The organism is Stenotrophomonas maltophilia group sp. Smal32 (assembly GCF_030237085.1).
Lineage (GTDB): Bacteria > Pseudomonadota > Gammaproteobacteria > Xanthomonadales > Xanthomonadaceae > Stenotrophomonas > Stenotrophomonas maltophilia_Q.
This window is the reverse complement of the sequence record NZ_JASJSI010000039.1, coordinates 21313-40097: the sequence shown is the minus strand read 5'-3', so window position 1 is coordinate 40097 and position 18785 is coordinate 21313. Positions and strand designations below refer to the sequence as shown.

Below are 18785 nucleotides of genomic sequence, written 5' to 3'. Positions count from 1 at the left end.
TATGTTGATGTCCTGGGTTTGCAGCGCGGTGAGTGCGCGGCGGGCAACGGCTTAGTTTTTGTCGAGGCGGTGAAAGTCGATCAGGGGCGTGGCTCAGCGGGTGGTTGAGGGAAGGGGGCGTGCAGCATACCAGCGCCGGCGCTCGCGCCCCCCCGCCATGGGCAAGAATTTTATTCGTTTTGTTTCTACGGCGCCGGTGAGGGTTTTGGAGCGGAGGTCAGAGCCCGGGGGGAAACCGGCCGCCGGGGTCGGATCCCCGCAGGGGCTCTGACCCCATTCCCCGGCCGACCCAGCTCAGGGATGATCAAGCGGCTTCGGCGGTTCCTGCCGGTTCACCCGCTCGCGGTGCAGCAGGTACAGCCCCGACGCCACGATGATCGCCGCACCCACCCAGGTATAGCCGTCCGGCAGCTGGCCCCAGAAGGCCAGGTCCCAACCGATCACCCAGACCAGGCCGCTGTACTCCAACGGCGCGATCATCGACGCCTCGCCCAGCTGGAAGGCCTTGGTCAGGGCGATCTGGCCCAGTGCCCCGGCCAGGCCCATGCCGGCGATGAGCGGCGCATGTGCCAGCTGCAGCGGTACCCAGCCGGGAAGGGCCAGCAGGCCCGCGCCGATCGCCATGATCACCAGGAACCAGACCACCATCGACTGCGAAGTATCGGTGCGGGTCAGCAGGCTGACCGTGATCGCAGCCACGGCATAGGCGGTGGCCGCGGCGAGCACCATCAGCCCCGGCACCGAGATGAAGCCATCCACGCCCGGCCGCAGCACCACCAGCACGCCAACCAGGCCGATGCCGATGGCCACCCAGCGCCGCGGCCCGACCCGTTCACCGAGCAGCGGTACCGAGAGTGCAGCGATCAGCAGCGGCGCAACGAAATAGATGGTGTAGGCGGTGGACAGCGGCAGGTCGCGCAGGGCGAACACGAAGCACCCGATCATCGCCATGCCCAGCGCGCCACGCAGCAGGTGCAGGCCCCAGCGCCGCGGCACCAGCGAGCGCGGGCCGGCACTGACCAGCACCCACACCAGCACGAACGGCAACGAGGCCGCGCCGCGCAGGAAGGTCACTTCCAGGGTGGGGTAGCTGGCCGACAGCTGCTTCATGCCAGCGTCCATCAGCGAAAAACAGGCGACCGCAGCGACCATCCAGGCCACCGCACGCGAGGGGGAGCGTTGCACGTTCATGCCCCATTATCGCCGACCGCGCGCCCCGCCGGGCGCCGGGCATGGGCGCCGCGATAGAATGGCCGCCACTGAATTCCGCGGAGCCACGCCCATGCCTTCCTTCGACGTCGTGTCCGAAGTCGACACCCACGAGCTGACCAACGCCATCGACCAAGCCAACCGCGAACTGGCCACCCGCTTCGACTTCAAGGGCGTGGATGCCAAGTTCGAACGCGATGGCGACGTGATCAATCAGTTCGCGCCGACCGAATTCCAGCTCAAGCAGATGAACGACATCCTGCGTGCACGCCTGGCCGCGCGCGGCATCGATGTGCTCAGCCTGGAGTTCGGCGACATCGAGACCAACCTGGCCCAGGCCCGGCAGAAGATCACCGTCAAGCAGGGCATCGAGCAGAAGATCGCCAAGAAGATCGCCGCCGCGCTGAAGGAAGCGAAGCTGAAGGTGGAGAGCCAGATCAACGGCGACAAGCTGCGCGTGCAGGGCAAGAAGCGCGATGACCTGCAGGATGCCATCGCCGTGCTCAAGGCCGGCAAGTTCGAGCTGCCGCTGCAGTTCAACAATTTCCGCGATTGATCTGCCCGCCGGGCATGGCCCGGCGGACTGCAACGTCAACCGCGCAGCAGCTTGTACAGCGTGGTGCGCGAGATACCCAGCTGGCGCGCGGCCAGGCTCAGATTGCCATCCGCCGCCTGCGCGGCACGGCGCGCCGCTTCACGCTGCTGATCACGCAACAGCGGTGCATCCATCGTCGCCGCTGAAGGCCGTTGCGCGCTGCGGCCAGCGACCTTGCGCGGCGCCTGCAGGTGCTGCAGGTAAACCGCACTGCCCTCGCCCACCCGCACCCGATGCGGCGCCCCGGGTTGCAGCAGGCGCCGCCGCTGCGCGGCACTGGCGCCGGCAAACACGCTTTCCAGGTTCAACAACGGCAACGGTCCCCGACGCGGCAGGCCCAGCAGGCGCCGCGCAACACGGTTGGCCGCGCGCAGCTGGCCATCCTCCTGCACCGCCAGCAACCCCTGCAATGGTGACGCCAACCAGCGCGGATCGTGCTGCAGCGCCAACAGATGCACGTCGGCAAGCGCGTGGAACAGCCGGTTCTCGCTGGCCAGCGCGGCCTGCCGAAAATAGCCCTGCAACAACGATGGATCACGCTCACCCAGGCCGGTGATGTCGATCACCCCGCATACCTGCCCATCGAGATCGTGCAGTGGCTCGCTGAGGCAGAACACCGGGGCGAAGCGCTGCAGGTAGTGTTCATTGCCCCGTACCAGCGCAGGCAGGTCGTCGGCCAGGCTGACCGCCGGCGCCGTGGTGCCGATCTCGCCCTCGCCCAGCCTCCGCCCAACCTGGATCGGACGCAGCAGCGGTGCATCTTCCAGGCCATGGGCCTGCTGCGCGATCACCATGCCCTCACGGTTGGCACAGAACATCGTCCAGCCACGCCCGCCAAAGGCAGCCCACAGCTGTTCCAGCTCCGGCCGCACGCAGCGCGCGAGCCGACGGTCGCCGGAATCGGAAAGATGCCGGCCGTCACCCAGCAACGGACGATAGTCCGGCTCCTGCCCGGGCAGCAGGCCCGCCGCGCGCGAACGCAGCCATGACTGCTGCAGCGGCAGCGGCAACACGCCCAATGAACGCGCATCGCCCTCGGCGAAGGCGGCGCGTGCCGCCACCAACTGCTGTTGCCCGACTGTCGTGGCCATCATGAAGGCAGCGTACACCCGTCGGCGGCAACGCCACGTTACGTTCCGACAACGGAATGTTTCCGCCAGCGGGTCAAACAAGGGGTCAGAGCCGTTTTCCTTTGGAAAACGGATCCGACCCCGTGCCGACCAACAGCAGCGGGAACCTGTCGAAGGCGGGGTGGGGCCGTGTGGGGGTGGTCTGGCCAATGGTTCGCGCCACCGACATTACCGTCAACTACTTCGACCGCCCCCCTCAACCGGACCCACCCCCCCAGCACAGGTAATGCCCGCTTTGGCCTTTGCGGTTGACGTTGCTTCGGCGGGTGCAGGGCGCAGCCCTGCAACCCCACCCTCTGCTCAGGCCGCGATGCGCAGGATCGGCTTGAGCGTGATTCCCTTCGTACTGTCCTCCGCCGCCTGGTTGATCTGTTCCAGCGGGTAGAACCTCACAAGCTTGTCGAACGGGAAGCGGCCCTGCTGGAACAGCGTCACCAGCTGTGGAATGAACACCTGCGGCACGCTGTCGCCTTCCACGATGCCGCGGATGCTGCGGCCACCGAGCAGCAGGTTGTTCACATCGAAGCTGGCGGTGGTACCCAGCTTCGGTGCCCCCACCACGCCCATCATCCCCAAGCCACCCAGTGCCTCGATACCGGCCGACAGCACTTCCGGGCGACCGGTCGATTCCAGTGCGAAATCAGCACCACCGCCAGTGATCGCGCGCACGGCCTCGACCACATCGGTCTCGCGGCTGTTGACCACGTGGGTGGCACCCAGTTCCAGCGCCAGCTCAAGACGCGAGGGCACCACGTCGATGGCGATGATGGTGGTGGCGCCGGCCACCTTGGCCGCCATCACCGCGCTCAGGCCCACAGCACCGGCGCCGTAGCTGGCGAAGCTGCTGCCCGAACGCACCTGCAGCGAATTGAGGACCGCACCGGCACCGGTCTGGATGCCGCAGCCCAGCGGGCCCAGCAGTTCCAGCGGCGCGTCGTCGGGCACCTTGATCGCGTTGATCTCGCGCGCGATGGCGAAGGTGGCAAACGAAGACTGCGCGAAGAAATGGTCGTGCAGCGGCTGGCCCTGCGCATCGGTGATCGCGGTATGGCCGTGGCCATCATCGCCACCGAAGTTCAGCGCAAAGAAGTCCTTGCAGTAGGCACCATGACCGCCCCGGCACGGGTTGCAGTGGCCGCAGGCGCCGTAGGTCAGCACCACGTGGTCGCCCACCTTGAGGTCGCGCACGTTGGGGCCAACCGCTTCCACGATGCCGGCACCTTCGTGGCCGAGCACCGCAGGCAAAGGCACCGGGTAGTACTGATCGCGCACGATCAGATCGGTGTGGCACAGGCCGGTCGCCACCACCTTCACCAATACCTCGTCGTCCTGCGGGCCGCGCAGCCGGGCCTGCTCGATGACGAAGGGCTGTTCCTTGCCGCGTACCACGGCCGCAGTTATCTCGCGTGTTGTCGTGTTGCTGCTCATCGCAATGCTCCTTCGATCAGATCGGGTAGGCGGGCGCTTCGCCCTTGACGGTCAACCACTGCCACTGGGTGAACTCTTCTCCGTTGGCGGGGCCACCGATACTGGTGCCGTTGCCGGATGCACCGACGCCGCCGAAGGGATTGATCACGTCGTCGTTCACGGTCTGGTCGTTGATATGCAGCAGGCCGGTGCGCAGGCGCTCGCCGAGCTTCAACGCGCGCCCGACGTTGCTGGAGACGATGGCCATCGACAGGCCGTACTCGCTGTCGTTGGCCAGGCGCACGGCATCGTCGTCATCGTCGAACGGCACCACCACCGCCACTGGCGCGAAGATCTCTTCGTTGAAGGCTGGATTGTCGGCAGAGACGTTGCCAAGCACGGTCGGCGCGAAGAACAGATCGCGGTGCGTACCGCCGGCCTCCAGCGAGGCACCGGCCTGCAGCGCCTGCTCGACCACGCGCGCGGCGTGATCACGCTGGCCAGCATTGATCAGCGGACCGATGGCCACCTCTTCGCGTGCCGGATCTCCCACCTTCAGCGAATTGGCCTTGGCCACCAGCTTCTGCAGGAACGCATCATGGATCTTCCGATGCACCAGCACGCGGCCGGTCGCCATGCAGATCTGTCCCTGATGCAGGTAGACGCCCCACGCGGTGTTGGCCACCGCCAGGTCGAGGTCGGCATCATCGAGAATGATCAGCGAGTTCTTGCCGCCCAGCTCCAGCGACACCTTTTTCAGGTGCCTGCCCGCCGCTTCACCGACCTTGCGCCCGGCAGCGGTGGAACCGGTGAACTGGATCATCGCCACGTGCGGATCGCTGGTCAGCGCGGCACCGGCCGCGCCATCACCGGGCAGCATGTGCAGCACACCTGCCGGCAGCCCGGCCTGCTCGAACAGGCGTGCGATCACCGCGCCGCCGCACACCGCCGTGCGCGGGTCCGGCTTGAGCACCACCGCGTTGCCCAGCGCGATGGCCGGCGCCACCGCGCGCATGGCCAGGTACAGCGGGAAATTGAAGGGTGAGATGACGCCGACCACGCCCAGTGGCCGACGCCGCGCCAGGTTCAGCCGGCCCGGCTCGGACGGCAGGATCTCGCCGACGCTACGCGAAGGCAGCGCCGCGGCTTCGTGCAATGCTTTGATAGTGACCTTCGCCTCAAAGCCGGCCTTCAGGCGAGTGGAGCCGCTTTCGCGCACCAGCCACTCGACCAGGGTGTCAATGTTCTCTTCGGCCAGGCGTGCCGCTTTGCGCATGACCTCAGCGCGCTGCTCGTAAGGCGCTGACGCCCACGCCTGTTGCGCCTGGGCAGCGGCTGCCGCCGAGCGCGCCACCTGCGCCGGGTCGGCCAGGCCGATCTCGCCGAGGGTGTTGCCGGTGGCCGGCTCGATCACCAGCTGCCGTTGCTCGGCCGCCTGCCAGCGACCATCGAAGAAGGCGCCGGCCCAAAGGGCATCCGGCAGCCACGGGGAAGATGCAGTCATGGGTGTCCTCCTGTGTCGTGCGCCCATTCCACGCCCGCCGTCCGCGGCAGGCAATCGGCCATCCAGCGGCCGCCCGCAAGGGCTTGAACCGGCGGGGATTTCCAGCATGACGACTGTCCAGTTCCTGCACAGTGAACAGCGCGGCGGCGGCACACTGCCTACAATGTCCGCCCCGCCAGCCGACGTGCCCGCCATGACCGACACCCACCTGCCCACCGATGACCCGATCGCCGCCACCCGCCTGTGGCTGGAGCGCATCGTCATCGGCCTGAACCTGTGCCCGTTCGCCAAGGCGGTATACGTGAAGGACCAGGTCCGTTTCGTGCTCAGCGATGCGACCACGCCGGAAGCGCTGGTCGAACAGCTGGCCGAGGAGCTGGTGCTGCTGCGCGATACGCCGGCCGAGCAGATCGATACCACGCTGATCGTGCATCCGCAGGTGCTGACCGACTTCCTCGACTACAACGACTTCCTCGACAACGCCGACGCCGCGATCGAGGCACTGGACCTGCAGGGCATCCTGCAGGTAGCCAGCTTCCATCCGGATTACCAGTTCGAGGGCGTGGCCGCCGACGACGCCAGCAACTACACCAACCGTGCGCCCTTCCCCACCCTGCACCTGCTGCGCGAGGACAGCGTGGCGCGCGCGGTGGACGTCTATCCGGACCCGGACGTGATCGTCGAGCGCAACATCCAGACCCTGGACCGCATCGGCGTGGACGGCTGGCATCGCCGCCTGCGTGGCGACGACCTGTCATGAGCCGCGTTCCGCCGATTGCCGCATGGCCGGCCGCGCCGCTGTCGGGCAAGGTGGTGCTGATCACCGGGGGTGCCAACGGCATCGGCCGCGGCATCGCCCAGGCCGTGCTCGGTGCCGGTGGCCGCGTGCTGATCGGCGACCTGGACGTGGAGGCCGGCGAAGCGTGTCTGGTGGAATGGCAGCGCGGTGATGACGCTGCGTTCCAGCGCCTGGACATCACCGACGAAGGCAGCGTGCGCGCGTTCGTCGCCGAGGCGCTGCGTCGCTTCGGACACATCGACGGGTTGGTCAACAATGCCGGCATCGCGGGGCCGCACGGCACGCGGCTGCAGGACATGGAGTGGGACGAATGGCAACGCCGCCTATCGTCGCTGCATGGCGCCTTCCTGTGCAGCAAGCACGCGCTGTCGGCGCTGTCGGCCAGCGCTGCCGGGGCAATCATCAACATCGCCTCAACCCGCGCCTGGCAATCCGAGGCGCACAGTGAGGCCTATGCGGCCGCCAAGGGTGGGTTGGTCGCCTTCACCCATGCGCTGGCGATCAGCGCCGGCCCGGCGGTGCGGGTGAACAGCATCAGCCCCGGCTGGATCGGCACCACGGCCTGGCAGGCGCCCTCGCGCCGCCACGAGCCCGACTACTCGGCCATCGACCACGCCCAGCATCCGGTCGGCCGGGTCGGCCGCCCTGAAGATATCGGTGCACTGGCGGTGTATCTGCTGTCCTCGCTGTCCGGCTTCAGCACCGGACAGGACTTCGTCGTCGACGGCGGCATGACCCGGAAGATGATCTACGCCGAATGACCCGCCTCATCCACGCATGGCGTGGATCTACTGAAGATCATTGGTAGATCCACGCCATGCGTGGATGGCGGTGAAGTGCCAACCAGGGTTGGCACCTACCAGAGCGGCTTACGCCATGCCCGAATGGCGCAGCAGCGCGTCGATCTGCGGTGCGCGGCCGCGGAAGGCCTTGAAGTTCTCCGCCGCCGGGCGGCTGCCACCCCGCGACAGGATCTCATCGCGGAAGCGTGCACCGGTTTCCGCCAGCGCCTGCGGCGCTTCCTCGAACGCGGCGTAGGCATCGGCACTCAGCACCTCGGCCCACTTGTAGCTGTAGTAGCCCGCCGCATAGCCACCGGCGAAGATATGGTTGAACTGGTGCGGGAAGCGGTTCCAGACCGGCGGATGGTTCACCGCCACTTCCGCGCGCACGCGATCCAGCAATGCCAGCACGCTGTCCTGCGCCGGTTCGAACTGGCTGTGCAGCAGCATGTCGAACAGGCCAAATTCCAGCTGGCGCACGGTGGCCATGCCGCTGTGGAAGTTGCGCGCGGCCAGCATGCGCTCGTACAGCGCGCGCGGCAGCGGCTCGCCACTGTCCACGTGCGCGGTCATCGCCTGCAGGTGATCCCACTCCCAGCAGAAGTTCTCCATGAACTGGCTGGGCAGCTCCACTGCATCCCATTCCACGCCATTGATACCGGCCACGCCCAGTTCGCCGATGCGGGTCAGCAGCTGGTGCAACCCATGGCCCATCTCATGGAACAGCGTGGTCACTTCGTTGTGGCTGAAGGTAGCCGGCTTGCCATTGGCACCACGGCCGAAGTTGCACACCAGGTAGACCAGCGGCGTCTGCACGCTGCCATCGGCGCGCACGCGGCGGTTGCGGCAATCATCCATCCACGCACCACCGCGCTTGCCCTCGCGCGCATAAAGATCCAGATAGAACTGGCCGACCAGCGCGCCCTGCGCATCGACCAGGCGGAAGAAGCGCACGTCCTCGTGCCACACCGGGGCGCTGTCCTCCTGCACACGCAGGCCGTACAGCTGCTCGATCACCGAGAACAGGCCGCCCAGTACCTTCGGTTCGGTGAAGTACTGCTTCACGTCCTGCTCGGAATAGCTGTAGCGCGCCTGCTTCAGGCGATCGGCGGCGAAGGCCAGGTCCCAGGCCTGCAACGGCTCGATGCCCAGCTGCTCGCGCGCGAACTGCTCCAGCTCGGCGCGATCCTTGGCCGCGAACGGCTTGGCACGTGCAGCGAGGTCACGCAGGAAGCCGAGTACTTCGGCCGGGTCCTGCGCCATCTTGGTCGCCACCGAATACTCGCCGTATGAACCGAAGCCGAGCAGCGCCGCCAGTTCCGCGCGCAGGGCGAGAATGCGGTCGATATTGCCGCTGTTGTCCAGCGCGTCGTCGCCGAATTCGGAGGCGCGCTGCGCACTGGCGCGATACAGGATCTCGCGCAGGTCACGGTCCTCGCCCCAGGTCTGCACCGGCAGGTAGCACGGCATCTGCAGGGTCAGTTTCCAACCTGCTTTCCCCTCCTTTTCTGCCGCAGCGTGCGCGGCGGCCTTCACGTCATCGGGCAGGCCGGCCAGGCGCGCTTCGTCCTCGATGATCAGCGACCACGCATCGGTAGCGTCCAGCACGTTCTGCGAGAACTTCGCCGACAGCGCCGACAGTTCCTCCTTGATCGCGGCGAAGCGCTGCTGGGCCTCCGGCGCCAGTTCGGCGCCCCCCAGGCGGAAATCGCGCAGGGTGTTGTCCAGCACCTTGTGCTGGGCCTCATCGAAGGTCGCCGCCTCGGGGCTGCCGGCCAGCGCCTGGTACTGGCGATACAGCGCCAGGTTCTGGCCCAGTGCACTGGCAAAGCGGGTCACCCGCGGCAGGTTGCTGTTGTAGGCCTCGCGCAGTTCCGGCGTGTTGACCACGCCCTGCAGGTGGCCGACCAGGCCCCAGGCACGCCACAGACGCTCGGTGGCATCGTCCAGCGGGGCCACGAAGGTCTGCCAGGTGACCGGCTGCACCTGCTCGGCGACGCCGACAGCGGCTTCCGCCTCGGCCAGCAGCACGTCCAGCGCCGGCGCCACGTGCTCCGGACGGACCGCCTCGAAACGCGGCAGGCCGGAAAAATCGAGCAGGGGGTTGGCAACGGTCACGGCAGGTCTCCAGGGTACGGGCCCGGCGGGCGGGCAGTTCTGTAGATATGGCGCTGGCAGGCGTGGCTGACAAGGGGGCACGGCCCGGCATTCACATCGGCCTTACGGCCACGCACCGAAGCTCTGAGTGCGGGGGAGTCCGCAGCGGTACGCACCGAACGAGGCCCCACATGGAAGGTCTGGCTGCAGTTGCATCCGCCTCACCGGCCCGGTCACTGGCATTGTCCGCCAGCCCGGCCGAACTGACCTGGATCGCCGCATTGTGCGATGCCGGCGACGACGCCCCGCGCCACCTGCAGCAATTGCAGACGGTGCTGCAGCAGGGCGGCACGTTCAGCGATGCCCAGGAGTGGTACCCGTTCGAAGTGATCGAACGCGGCGCCAGCCAGCTGCGGCTGGGCCATGAGCGCGAGTTCGTGATCTGCGTGCTGCTGTGGCTGCAGGCGTTGGCGCAGGGCCGCGCCAGCACGCTGGACCCGAGCCTGCATCTTGATGACCGCGCGATGGACATCGAGGCGCTGCCCGATGCCCTGCGTGATGCGGTGCTGGATGCGTTCACCGCAGCGGGGTATTGAGACGCCATCGTGATCGCCGGGCGTGGCCCGGCGACAACATCGACCGTCCTACAGCGCTTCCAGGCTGCACCACGGCAACGCCGGCAGTCCCTGCCCGGCCACCGCCGCCGCCAGCTGCGCGTCGGCGCCGTCGACATCGATGCCCTGGCGCGCGTACCACGACGGGTCGTAATAGCTCTGCGCGTAGCGCTCGCCGCTGTCGCACAGGATGCTGACGATACTGCCCTGATGGCCCGCCTCGCGCATCCATTGTGCGGCCTGCAGCACGCCGATGAAGTTGGTGCCGGTGGAGCCACCGACGCGGCGGCCCAGCTGGCGGCTGACATGGCGCATCGCGGCCAGGCTCAGCGCATCGGGCACCTTCACCATCGCATCGACGCTGGTCGGGATGAAGCTCGGCTCCACCCGCGGCCGGCCAATGCCTTCCACGCGCGAGCCACCGCTGCAGGTCAGGCCACGCCAATCCTGCTCACCGGCCACGGCGGCCTGGTAACCGTCGAAGAACACCGACACTTCCGGGTCCGCGCACAGGATGCGGGTGTCATGCCGGCGGTAGCTGACATAGCGGCCCAGCGTGGCGGCGGTACCGCCGGTGCCGGGGCTGCACACGATCCATTCCGGAACCGGGCTGGGCTCTTCGGCCATCTGCTTGAAGATGGATTCGGCAATGTTGTTGTTGGCGCGCCAGTCGGTCGCACGTTCGGCGTAGGTGAACTGGTCCATGAAGTGGCCGCCGGTTTCACGGGCCAGCTTTTCCGAATCGCAGTTGAGATCGCAGGCACGCTCGACCAGATGGCAGCGGCCACCGTGGAATTCGATTGCCGCGATCTTCTCCGGCGAGGTCGTGGCCGGGATCACCGCAATGAACGGCAAACCAAGCAGGCGCGCGAAATAGGCCTCGGAGACCGCGGTCGAGCCGCTGGATGCTTCGATCACCGGGCGCCCTTCGCGTAACCAGCCATTGGTCAACGCATACAGGAACAGCGAGCGCGCCAGCCGGTGCTTCAGGCTGCCGGTGGGATGGCTCGATTCATCCTTCAGGTACAGGTCGATGCCCTCGAACCCGGGCAGCGCCAACGGGATCAGGTGGGTATCGGCGGAACGGTTGAAATCGGCTTCGATCTTGCGGATGGCGGCGGCCACCCATTCACGCTGCGACATGGCGGGCAATCGTTGTCAGGACGGAACGGTGCGATCCGGCCATTGTACGTCGCAGTGCCGTCAGGTGCTGGCCGGTAGAATGGCCCCATCCGGCCGGCAACGGCCCTGCCTGAAGGACCTCCCCCATGACCATTCCCGCCCTGCGCGATGTTCCCGGCGTCGCCGCCCAGGCCCCGGCCGAAACCACCGGCTTCGTGTTCAACCACACCATGCTGCGGGTGAAGGACATTACCGCCTCGCTGGACTTCTACACCCGCGTGCTCGGCTACCAGCTGATCGACAAGCGCGATTTCCCGGAGGCCCAGTTCAGCCTGTACTTCCTGGCCTACGTGCCCGCCGGCGTCATGGTGCCGGAAGATGACAACGCCCGCCGCCTGTGGATGGCCGGCCTGCCGGGCGTGCTGGAACTGACCCACAACCACGGCACTGAGAGCCAGGACGGCGCGGTCTACCACGACGGCAACAGCGACCCGCGCGGCTTCGGCCACATCTGCGTGTCGGTGCCGGACATCGAGGCCGCCTGCCAGCGCTTCGAGGATCTGGGCGTGACCTTCCAGAAGCGCCTGACCGACGGCCGCATGAAGAACCTGGCCTTCATCAAGGACCCGGACGGCTACTGGGTCGAGATCATCGCCAACGCCTGACCCGGAAAGGGGCACAATTCCGGTAGCGCCAGGCCATGCCCGGCGCTACCGACTCCGTCCCCTTTTTTGCGAGGTTCGTATGGAAACGATGGAACTTCACCGTGGCCGCCTGATCGACCACATCCAGCTGGTAGTGCGCGACCTGGCGGCCAGCCGCCGCTTCTACCAGGCGGTGTTCGACACCATCGGCATCCCGGTGGCCGGTGAAGGCGAGGACTACTTCTGGGCCGACGAGCTGTTCGTTTCCAGCGCCAGCAGCGAGGCCGCCGCTGGCCAGCTGACCGGACGCCACCACCTGGCATTCCAGGCCCGCGACACCGCCACTGTCGATGCCTTCCACAGCGCCGCCATTGCCGCCGGCGGTACCGACAACGGCGCGCCCGGCGAACGCCCCTACCACCCGGGCTATTACGGTGCGTTCGTGCTCGATCCCGATGGCAACAACATTGAAGTGGTCTACCACGGCCCGGCCAACTACAGCGCCGACTCGGTGAAGGTCACTTTCTGATTTCACCGATGCCGTGAACGAAGAAGCCGGGCAATGCCCGGCTTCTCTGCTTCCGACGGTGTGGCCCTCAGTGGGCGGCCATGTAGATGTCCTGCAGCACGGCCTTTTCAAGCTCCAGCTCGCCCAGCAGGTTCTTCACGATGTCGCCCAGGCTGAGGATGCCGACCAGGCGGGTGCCTTCGGTGACCATCAGATGACGGCGCCGCGAGTACGTCATCAACGACATGGCCTGCTTCAGGGTGGCCTCCGGGGCGATGCCTTCCAGGCCGGTGGACGGCAGGCTGGAAATCACCCGGCGGCCGGCCTGCGGGCCGTCGTCGGCCAGGGTGCGCACGATGTCCTTTTCGGAAATGATGCCGACCGGGGCATCGTCCTTCATCACCACCAGCGCAGCGATCCTGTTCGCGCTCATCTTGTGGGCGGCGGCACCGATGGTGTCTTCGGCGTCGATGGTGATGACAGCTTCTTTCTTGGATTGCAGGAGTTCGCGGACGTTCATTCTTGTTTCCTGGTGCAGGTCACTGAAGTCAAAAAAGTGTGCTCTTCCGATACGCCCCCTCCCCGGGAACAGACCTTTCAGCGCACGTCTGGCGCACCCGGCTGCCGGTGGAATGCATCGACAGGCGACGTGCTGCAACGCGAACGAGGCGGGTTCAACAGCACAGCCCGTATCTCGGTCAAATCGATTCTACGACTGCGTCCCTCGGTCACTACCGGCATCGATGGGACAGTTCGTCGTGGGAACCAACCGACGATCCAGAGAATGGCACCGTGGCTGAAACCGCCGCTGAATACTGGCGATGCCGCGCGTTAAAGATTGATTGATTGCTGCCGCCGGCGGACGGAACAGCCGGCGGCTGTCCCACTTGCCACTGCTACCGACACAAACGAAAGGGGCCCACGCGGGGCCCCTTCGCTTGCAGCATCCAGCCAAGCCGACGGGTGTTACTCCACCGTCACGCTCTTGGCCAGGTTGCGCGGCTTGTCCACGTCAGTGCCGCGCGCCAGTGCGGTGTGGTAGGCCAGCAGCTGTACCGGGATGGTATGCACGATCGGGCTGAGCACGCCGGCATGGCGCGGCGTGCGAATCACATGCACGCCTTCGGACGCGTTGAAATTGCTGTCCTGGTCAGCGAACACGAACAGTTCACCGCCACGCGCACGCACTTCCTGCATGTTCGACTTCACCTTTTCCAGCAGGCTGTCGTTGGGCGCGATCACCACCACCGGCATGTCCTCGTCCACCAGCGCCAGCGGGCCATGCTTCAACTCACCGGCCGGATAGGCCTCGGCGTGGATGTAGGAGATTTCCTTGAGCTTGAGCGAGCCTTCCAGCGCGATCGGGTAATGCAGGCCACGGCCCAGGAACAGCGCACTGCTCTTGCGTGCGAAACGCTCGGCCCAGGCAGCGATCTGCGGTTCCATGTTCAGCGCATGCTGCACGCTGCCCGGCAGGAAGCGCAGCTGCTCCAGGTAGTCCGCTTCCTGTGCCGCGTCGATGCGGCCATGCAGCTTGCCCAGCACCACGGTCAGCTGGAACAGCGCGGCCAGCTGCGTGGTGAACGCCTTGGTCGAGGCCACGCCGATCTCGGCGCCGGCGCGGGTGTAGCAGACCAGTTCGCTGGCACGCGGGATCGCGCTTTCCGGCACGTTGCAGATCGACAGCGTGTGCTTGTGGCCCAGCGACTTGGCGTACTTCAGCGCTTCCATCGTATCCAGCGTTTCGCCGGACTGGGAAATGGTCACGATCAGGTGCTTCGGATTCGCGTAGGCCGCGCGATAGCGGTACTCGCTGGCGATCTCCACGCTGCACGGCAGGCCGGCGATGGCCTCGATCCAGTAGCGCGCGGTCAGGCCGGAGTAATAACTGGTACCACAGGCGATGATCTGCACGCCTTCGATGCCCGACAACACGGCTTCGGCGTTCTTGCCGAACAGCTCGGCCGGGAAACCACCGGCATCGATCGCCGCCTCGATAGTGTCACCCAGCGCGCGCGGCTGCTCGTGGATTTCCTTCTGCATGAAGTGGCGGTACGGGCCCAGCTCCAGCGAAGCCAGCGACACGTCGGACAGATGCACGTCGCGCTCGATCGGCTGGTCATGCTCGTCGAAGATGCGCACGCCATCGCGGCGGATTTCGGCGGTATCGCCTTCCTCCAGGAAAATCACCTTGCGGGTGGCCGAGATCACCGCCGAGACATCCGAAGCGACGAAGTTCTCGCCCTCGCCCAGGCCGATCAGCAGCGGGCAGCCCATGCGCGCACAGACGAAGCGCTCCGGCTCGGCGCGGCTGACCACGGCCAGCGCGTAGGCACCGGTCAGTTCCTTCACCGTGTGCTGCAGCGCCACCAGCAGGTCGTCGCCGCTCTTCAGGTGATGGTGGATCAGGTGCGCGATGACTTCGGTATCGGTCTGCGACTCGAACGTGTAGCCCAGGGCGCGCAGCTTCTCGCGTTGCTCTTCATGGTTCTCGATGATGCCGTTGTGCACCAGCGCCACGCCCTGGCTGATGTGCGGATGCGCATTGGCCTCGGTGACACCGCCGTGGGTGGCCCAGCGGGTGTGACCGATGCCCAGCACCGCGTTGAAGCCCTCGGCCTCGGCCGCGGTGGCCATTTCCGACACGCGACCGGTACGACGCACGCGACGCACCTCCGACCGCTCGGCATGGTCGATCACCGCGATACCCGAGGAATCGTAACCACGGTACTCAAGGCGCTTCAGACCCTCGATCAGCACCGGCACTACGTCGCGATCAGCGATCGCACCCACGATTCCACACATGTCACGCGTTTCCTTGAAGACGATCGTCGCATTCTAGCCTGCGTGTCCGGCTTCCCCCTCCTGTCCGCTTAATGAAAGTGTCCGGAAAGGTGTCCGCGGACACCCGGACACTTCAGACACCCACCCAACTCATTGATGGAGAAGGAAATAAAGTTGGCACGCTACGTGCTTGGTACTGGCTACCACCGTCAGGCACGCACCCGATGATCCGCGACACTTCCGCCCAGGACCAGATCGTTTCCTCCGCCCCGGCCAGCGCCCCGCGCGCCAACTGGCACCGTTACCGTTGGCCGGCGCTGGGCACGATCGCCCTGCTCGCCGGCATCGGCTGGGCCGTGCACGCCTGGTCCAACGCCAGCCGCTCCTTCGACAGCAGCCGCGTGCGCATCGCCGAAGTGAAACGTGGCGACCTGGTGCGCGACATCGCCGCCGACGGCCGCGTGATCGCCGCCAACAGCCCGATCCTGTATGCCATCTCGGCCGGCACCGTGGACCTGAAGGTGGTCGCCGGCGATGTGGTGAAGAAGGGGCAGGAGCTGGCGATCATCGACAGCCCCGAACTGCGCAGCAAGCTGGCCCAGGAACAGGCCACCCTGGCCGGCCTGGAAGCCGAGGCCAGCCGTGCCGCGCTGGACGCCACCCTGGCCCGCGCCAAGTCGCGCAAGGAAACCGACCAGGCCACCATCGAACGGCAGGCCGCCGACCGCGACCTGCAGCGCTACCAGCGCGGCTACGACGGCGGTGCGGTGCCGCAGATCGACCTGGCCAAGGCCAAGGACTCGCTGAAGAAGGCCGACATCACCCTGGCCAACGCCACCACCGATGCACGCCTGCAGAGCCAGGGCGCCGACCTGGATGCCCGCAACAAGCGTCTGCTGGCCGATCGCCAGAAGGCGGTGGTGGCCGAAGTGCAGCGCCAGGTCGACGCGCTGACGCTGCGTGCCCCCTTCGATGGCCAGGTCGGCCAGGTGCAGGCGGTGCAGTCCACCAACCTGGCCGCCAACGCACCGGTGCTGGGCGTGGTCGACCTGTCCAAGTTCGAAGTCGAGATCAAGGTGCCGGAGAGTTTCGCCCGCGACCTGGCGATCGGCATGCCGGCGCAGCTGACCGGTGGCAACGGCCAGCCGTTCCCGGGCGAAATCAGCGCAGTGTCGCCGGAAGTGGTCAACGGTGAGGTAAACGCCCGCGTGCGCTTTGCCAGCGCGCAGCCGGAAGGCCTGCGCCAGAGCCAGCGGATGTCGGTGCGCGTGCTGCTCGATACCCGCAGGAACGTGCTGAAGGTCGAGCGCGGCCCGTTCGTCGAACAGGGCAATGGCATGGCCTACGTGATGGATGGCCGCACCGCCGTGCGCCGTCCGGTGGAACTGGGCGTCAGCAGCCTGGGCGAAGTGGAAATCAAGTCGGGTGTGCAACCGGGCGACCGCATCGTGGTCTCCGGCAGCGACCTGTTCAAGGACGCCGAGCGCGTCTCCGTCAACTGATACCTGATACCTGAATCCTGGAGAGAGGACACCCCATGTACATGCTCGAAATGCGCTCGGTCGCCAAGGTCTTCCGCACCGAACAGGTGGAAACCCACGCACTGCGCTCGCTGGAACTGCAGGTCAAGGAAGGCGAATTCGTTGCCGTCACCGGCCCGTCCGGTTCCGGCAAGACCACCTTCCTCAACATCGCCGGCCTGCTGGAAACCTTCACCAGTGGCACCTACATGCTGGACGGCCAGGACGTGAGCACGCTGGGTGATGATGCGCGCAGCCGCCTGCGCAACCAGAAGATCGGCTTCATCTTCCAGGGCTTCAACCTGATCCCGGACCTCAACCTGTTCGACAACGTCGACGTGCCGCTGCGCTATCGCAAGATGAGCGCCAACGAGCGCCGCGAACGCATCGAGAAGGCGCTGACCCAGGTCGGCCTCGGCTCGCGCATGAAGCACTACCCGAACGAGCTGTCCGGCGGCCAGCAGCAGCGCGCGGCGATCGCACGTGCCCTGGCCGGCAGCCCGCGCCTGCTGCTGGCCGACGAACCGACCGGCAACCTGGATACGCAGATGGCCCGTGGCGTGATGGAACTGCTGGAAGAGATCAATGCCGCCGGCACCACCATCGTGATGGTCACCCACGACCCGGAACTGGCCGCACGCGCGCAGCGCAACGTGCACATCGTCGATGGCCAGGTGACCGACCTGGTGCGTGAGCCGGTGCTGGCCACGCCGGTGCGCCACATCGTCGCCGTCAACGAGTGAGGGCCCGACCATGTTCGCCTACTACGCCCGATTGGCGGCGCGCAGCTTCCGCCGCAACAAGGTCCTGACCGCGCTGATGGTGGTTGCCATCGCGCTCGGCATCGGCGCCTCGATGACCACGTTGACCGTGTTCCACGTGTTGTCCGGCGACCCGATCCCCGGCAAGAGCGACCGCCTGTTCTACGTGCAGCTCGATGCCGCGACCGGCGCCTATGTCGCCGGCGAAGAGCCGGAAACCCAACTCACCCGCTTCGACGGTGAAGCGCTGCTGCGCGAAGCCAAGGGTGAACGCCAGGCGCTGATGAGCGGCGGTGGCGGCACCATCGAACCGGACAACAGCACCCTCAAACCCTTCAGCATCGACACCCGCTGGACCTCGGCCGACTTCTTCCCGATGTTCGAGGTGCCCATGCAGTACGGCCGGCCCTGGACGCGCGAGGACGATGAAGGCCGCGCACGCGTGGTGGTCATCTCCAAGGCGCTCAACGACAAGCTGTACCAGGGTGCCAACAGCGTGGGCCGCGACCTGCGCATGGAAGGACAGAGTTACCGCATCGTCGGCGTGATGAAGGAATGGAGCCCGGAGCCGCACTTCTACGACCTGACCACCGGCAGCTACGGCAAGAACGAAGACCTGCTGCTGCCGATCTCCACCTCGTTCGACCTGAAGCTCGGCAACAACGGCAACATGAACTGCTTCGGCGAAAACCCCGACGGCAACAGCTACTCGCTCAATGCACCGTGCGCATGGCTGCAGTACTGGGTGGAGATGGATCCGGCCAAGGCCGGCGACTACCGCCGCTACCTGGAGAACTATTCGACCCAGCAGCGCGAGGCCGGCCGCTTCAAGCATCCGCCGAACGTGCGCCTGCGCACCGTGATGGAATGGCTGGACTTCAATGGTGCAGTCCCCAGCGACGTGCGCCTGCAGCTGTGGCTGGCGCTGGGCTTCCTCGGTGTCTGCCTGGTCAACACGGTAGGCCTGCTGCTGGCCAAGTTCCTGCGCCGCAGCGGTGAGATCGGCGTGCGCCGTGCACTCGGTGCCAGCCGCGGCCAGATCTTCCTGCAGTGCCTGGTGGAAGCCGGCGCGGTCGGCGTGGTCGGTGGCGTGCTGGGCATCGGTCTGGCCCTGCTCGGTCTGTTCGCGGTGCGCCAGCAACCGGTGGAGTACGCCAAGCTGGCCCACCTTGACGGCAACATGCTGCTGCTCGCACTGGGCCTGACCCTGTTCGCCAGCCTCGCCGCCGGTTTCCTGCCCGCCTGGCGCGCCATGCAGGTCACCCCGGCCATCCAGCTCAAGTCGCAGTAAGCACCCGAACGAGGACTC

At 66.6% G+C, this 18785-nt stretch carries 17 protein-coding genes; 9 read left to right on the top strand and 8 right to left on the bottom strand.

Annotated elements, in window-relative coordinates; all coding sequences use genetic code 11:
• Positions 1–294: 294 nt before the first annotated feature.
• Complete coding sequence (locus QRO91_RS11575; protein ID WP_008268196.1) at positions 295–1191, bottom strand: DMT family transporter; 897 nt, start codon at positions 1189–1191, stop codon at positions 295–297.
• Between the two features lie 91 nt (positions 1192–1282).
• On the opposite strand from QRO91_RS11575, the gene QRO91_RS11570 reads away from it, so the two are divergent.
• Complete coding sequence (locus QRO91_RS11570; protein WP_005419468.1) at positions 1283–1765, top strand: YajQ family cyclic di-GMP-binding protein; 483 nt, start codon at positions 1283–1285, stop codon at positions 1763–1765.
• Positions 1766–1800: 35 nt separating this feature from the next.
• Here the strand turns inward: QRO91_RS11570 and QRO91_RS11565 are convergent, their stop codons facing one another.
• The 3 genes from QRO91_RS11565 to QRO91_RS11555 all read right to left on the bottom strand — a co-directional run bounded on the left by QRO91_RS11565 (position 1801) and on the right by QRO91_RS11555 (position 5845).
• Positions 1801–2895, bottom strand: coding sequence for a helix-turn-helix domain-containing protein (locus QRO91_RS11565; protein ID WP_238378644.1), 1095 nt, complete (start codon positions 2893–2895; stop codon positions 1801–1803).
• Between the two features lie 339 nt (positions 2896–3234).
• Complete coding sequence (locus QRO91_RS11560) at positions 3235–4362, bottom strand: NAD(P)-dependent alcohol dehydrogenase (protein ID WP_049429250.1); 1128 nt, start codon at positions 4360–4362, stop codon at positions 3235–3237.
• Between the two features lie 16 nt (positions 4363–4378).
• On the bottom strand, positions 4379–5845 hold the full coding sequence (locus QRO91_RS11555; protein ID WP_049429249.1) for a benzaldehyde dehydrogenase: 1467 nt from the start codon (positions 5843–5845) through the stop codon (positions 4379–4381).
• A 193-nt stretch (positions 5846–6038) separates the two neighbouring features.
• Between QRO91_RS11555 and QRO91_RS11550 the strand changes: the two genes are divergently transcribed.
• On the top strand, positions 6039–6605 hold the full coding sequence (locus QRO91_RS11550) for a DUF1415 domain-containing protein (RefSeq protein ID WP_049429265.1): 567 nt from the start codon (positions 6039–6041) through the stop codon (positions 6603–6605).
• Positions 6602–7405, top strand: coding sequence for an SDR family oxidoreductase (locus QRO91_RS11545; protein WP_049429248.1), 804 nt, complete (start codon positions 6602–6604; stop codon positions 7403–7405). The genes QRO91_RS11550 and QRO91_RS11545 overlap by 4 nt, the downstream gene beginning before the upstream one ends.
• A gap of 108 nt (positions 7406–7513) precedes the next feature.
• Here QRO91_RS11545 and QRO91_RS11540 read toward each other — a convergent pair whose 3' ends face one another.
• A complete protein-coding gene (locus QRO91_RS11540) occupies positions 7514–9544 on the bottom strand; it encodes a M3 family metallopeptidase (protein WP_049429247.1) in 2031 nt (676 codons plus the stop codon).
• A 170-nt stretch (positions 9545–9714) separates the two neighbouring features.
• Here QRO91_RS11540 and QRO91_RS11535 point away from each other — a divergent pair, with 170 nt between their 5' ends.
• On the top strand, positions 9715–10119 hold the full coding sequence (locus QRO91_RS11535) for a hypothetical protein (protein ID WP_049429246.1): 405 nt from the start codon (positions 9715–9717) through the stop codon (positions 10117–10119).
• 48 nt (positions 10120–10167) lie between these two features.
• On the opposite strand, the gene QRO91_RS11530 is transcribed toward QRO91_RS11535, so the two are convergent.
• On the bottom strand, positions 10168–11280 hold the full coding sequence (locus QRO91_RS11530) for a PLP-dependent cysteine synthase family protein (protein WP_049429245.1): 1113 nt from the start codon (positions 11278–11280) through the stop codon (positions 10168–10170).
• 125 nt (positions 11281–11405) lie between these two features.
• Between QRO91_RS11530 and gloA the strand changes: the two genes are divergently transcribed.
• Positions 11406–11924: a lactoylglutathione lyase gene (gloA, locus tag QRO91_RS11525; RefSeq protein ID WP_049429244.1), complete on the top strand. Its 519-nt coding sequence runs from the start codon at positions 11406–11408 to the stop codon at positions 11922–11924.
• Positions 11925–12003: 79 nt separating this feature from the next.
• On the top strand, positions 12004–12432 hold the full coding sequence (locus QRO91_RS11520; protein WP_049429243.1) for a VOC family protein: 429 nt from the start codon (positions 12004–12006) through the stop codon (positions 12430–12432).
• 67 nt (positions 12433–12499) lie between these two features.
• On the opposite strand, the gene QRO91_RS11515 is transcribed toward QRO91_RS11520, so the two are convergent.
• Complete coding sequence (locus QRO91_RS11515) at positions 12500–12931, bottom strand: CBS domain-containing protein (protein ID WP_005411115.1); 432 nt, start codon at positions 12929–12931, stop codon at positions 12500–12502.
• A gap of 446 nt (positions 12932–13377) precedes the next feature.
• The gene (gene glmS / locus QRO91_RS11510; protein WP_197651078.1) at positions 13378–15216 is read right to left on the bottom strand and encodes a glutamine--fructose-6-phosphate transaminase (isomerizing); all 1839 of its coding nucleotides are present in this window, start codon (positions 15214–15216) and stop codon (positions 13378–13380) included.
• A gap of 203 nt (positions 15217–15419) precedes the next feature.
• On the opposite strand from glmS, the gene QRO91_RS11505 reads away from it, so the two are divergent.
• Genes QRO91_RS11505 through QRO91_RS11495 form a run of 3 tightly spaced genes read left to right on the top strand, consistent with a single transcriptional unit; the run spans position 15420 to position 18767 of the window.
• A complete protein-coding gene (locus tag QRO91_RS11505) occupies positions 15420–16697 on the top strand; it encodes an efflux RND transporter periplasmic adaptor subunit (RefSeq protein WP_049429241.1) in 1278 nt (425 codons plus the stop codon).
• 35 nt (positions 16698–16732) lie between these two features.
• Positions 16733–17458, top strand: coding sequence for an ABC transporter ATP-binding protein (locus tag QRO91_RS11500; RefSeq protein WP_049429240.1), 726 nt, complete (start codon positions 16733–16735; stop codon positions 17456–17458).
• A 10-nt stretch (positions 17459–17468) separates the two neighbouring features.
• Positions 17469–18767 (top strand): ABC transporter permease, encoded by a 1299-nt coding sequence (locus tag QRO91_RS11495; protein ID WP_005414537.1) that lies wholly within the window; start codon positions 17469–17471, stop codon positions 18765–18767.
• Positions 18768–18785: the final 18 nt, after the last annotated feature.

Bases quoted from the DNA above. Each gene is read 5' to 3' on its own strand.
- QRO91_RS11575 (WP_008268196.1), bottom strand. From the start codon at position 1,191: ATGAACGTGCAACGCTCCCCCTCGCGTGCGGTGGCCTGGATGGTCGCT.
- QRO91_RS11570 (WP_005419468.1), top strand. From the start codon at position 1,283: ATGCCTTCCTTCGACGTCGTGTCCGAAGTCGACACCCACGAGCTGACC.
- QRO91_RS11565 (WP_238378644.1), bottom strand. From the start codon at position 2,895: ATGGCCACGACAGTCGGGCAACAGCAGTTGGTGGCGGCACGCGCCGCC.
- QRO91_RS11560 (WP_049429250.1), bottom strand. From the start codon at position 4,362: ATGAGCAGCAACACGACAACACGCGAGATAACTGCGGCCGTGGTACGC.
- QRO91_RS11555 (WP_049429249.1), bottom strand. From the start codon at position 5,845: ATGACTGCATCTTCCCCGTGGCTGCCGGATGCCCTTTGGGCCGGCGCC.
- QRO91_RS11550 (WP_049429265.1), top strand. From the start codon at position 6,039: ATGACCGACACCCACCTGCCCACCGATGACCCGATCGCCGCCACCCGC.
- QRO91_RS11545 (WP_049429248.1), top strand. From the start codon at position 6,602: ATGAGCCGCGTTCCGCCGATTGCCGCATGGCCGGCCGCGCCGCTGTCG.
- QRO91_RS11535 (WP_049429246.1), top strand. From the start codon at position 9,715: ATGGAAGGTCTGGCTGCAGTTGCATCCGCCTCACCGGCCCGGTCACTG.
- QRO91_RS11530 (WP_049429245.1), bottom strand. From the start codon at position 11,280: ATGTCGCAGCGTGAATGGGTGGCCGCCGCCATCCGCAAGATCGAAGCC.
- gloA (WP_049429244.1), top strand. From the start codon at position 11,406: ATGACCATTCCCGCCCTGCGCGATGTTCCCGGCGTCGCCGCCCAGGCC.
- QRO91_RS11520 (WP_049429243.1), top strand. From the start codon at position 12,004: ATGGAAACGATGGAACTTCACCGTGGCCGCCTGATCGACCACATCCAG.
- QRO91_RS11515 (WP_005411115.1), bottom strand. From the start codon at position 12,931: ATGAACGTCCGCGAACTCCTGCAATCCAAGAAAGAAGCTGTCATCACC.
- glmS (WP_197651078.1), bottom strand. From the start codon at position 15,216: ATGTGTGGAATCGTGGGTGCGATCGCTGATCGCGACGTAGTGCCGGTG.
- QRO91_RS11505 (WP_049429241.1), top strand. From the start codon at position 15,420: ATGATCCGCGACACTTCCGCCCAGGACCAGATCGTTTCCTCCGCCCCG.
- QRO91_RS11500 (WP_049429240.1), top strand. From the start codon at position 16,733: ATGTACATGCTCGAAATGCGCTCGGTCGCCAAGGTCTTCCGCACCGAA.
- QRO91_RS11495 (WP_005414537.1), top strand. From the start codon at position 17,469: ATGTTCGCCTACTACGCCCGATTGGCGGCGCGCAGCTTCCGCCGCAAC.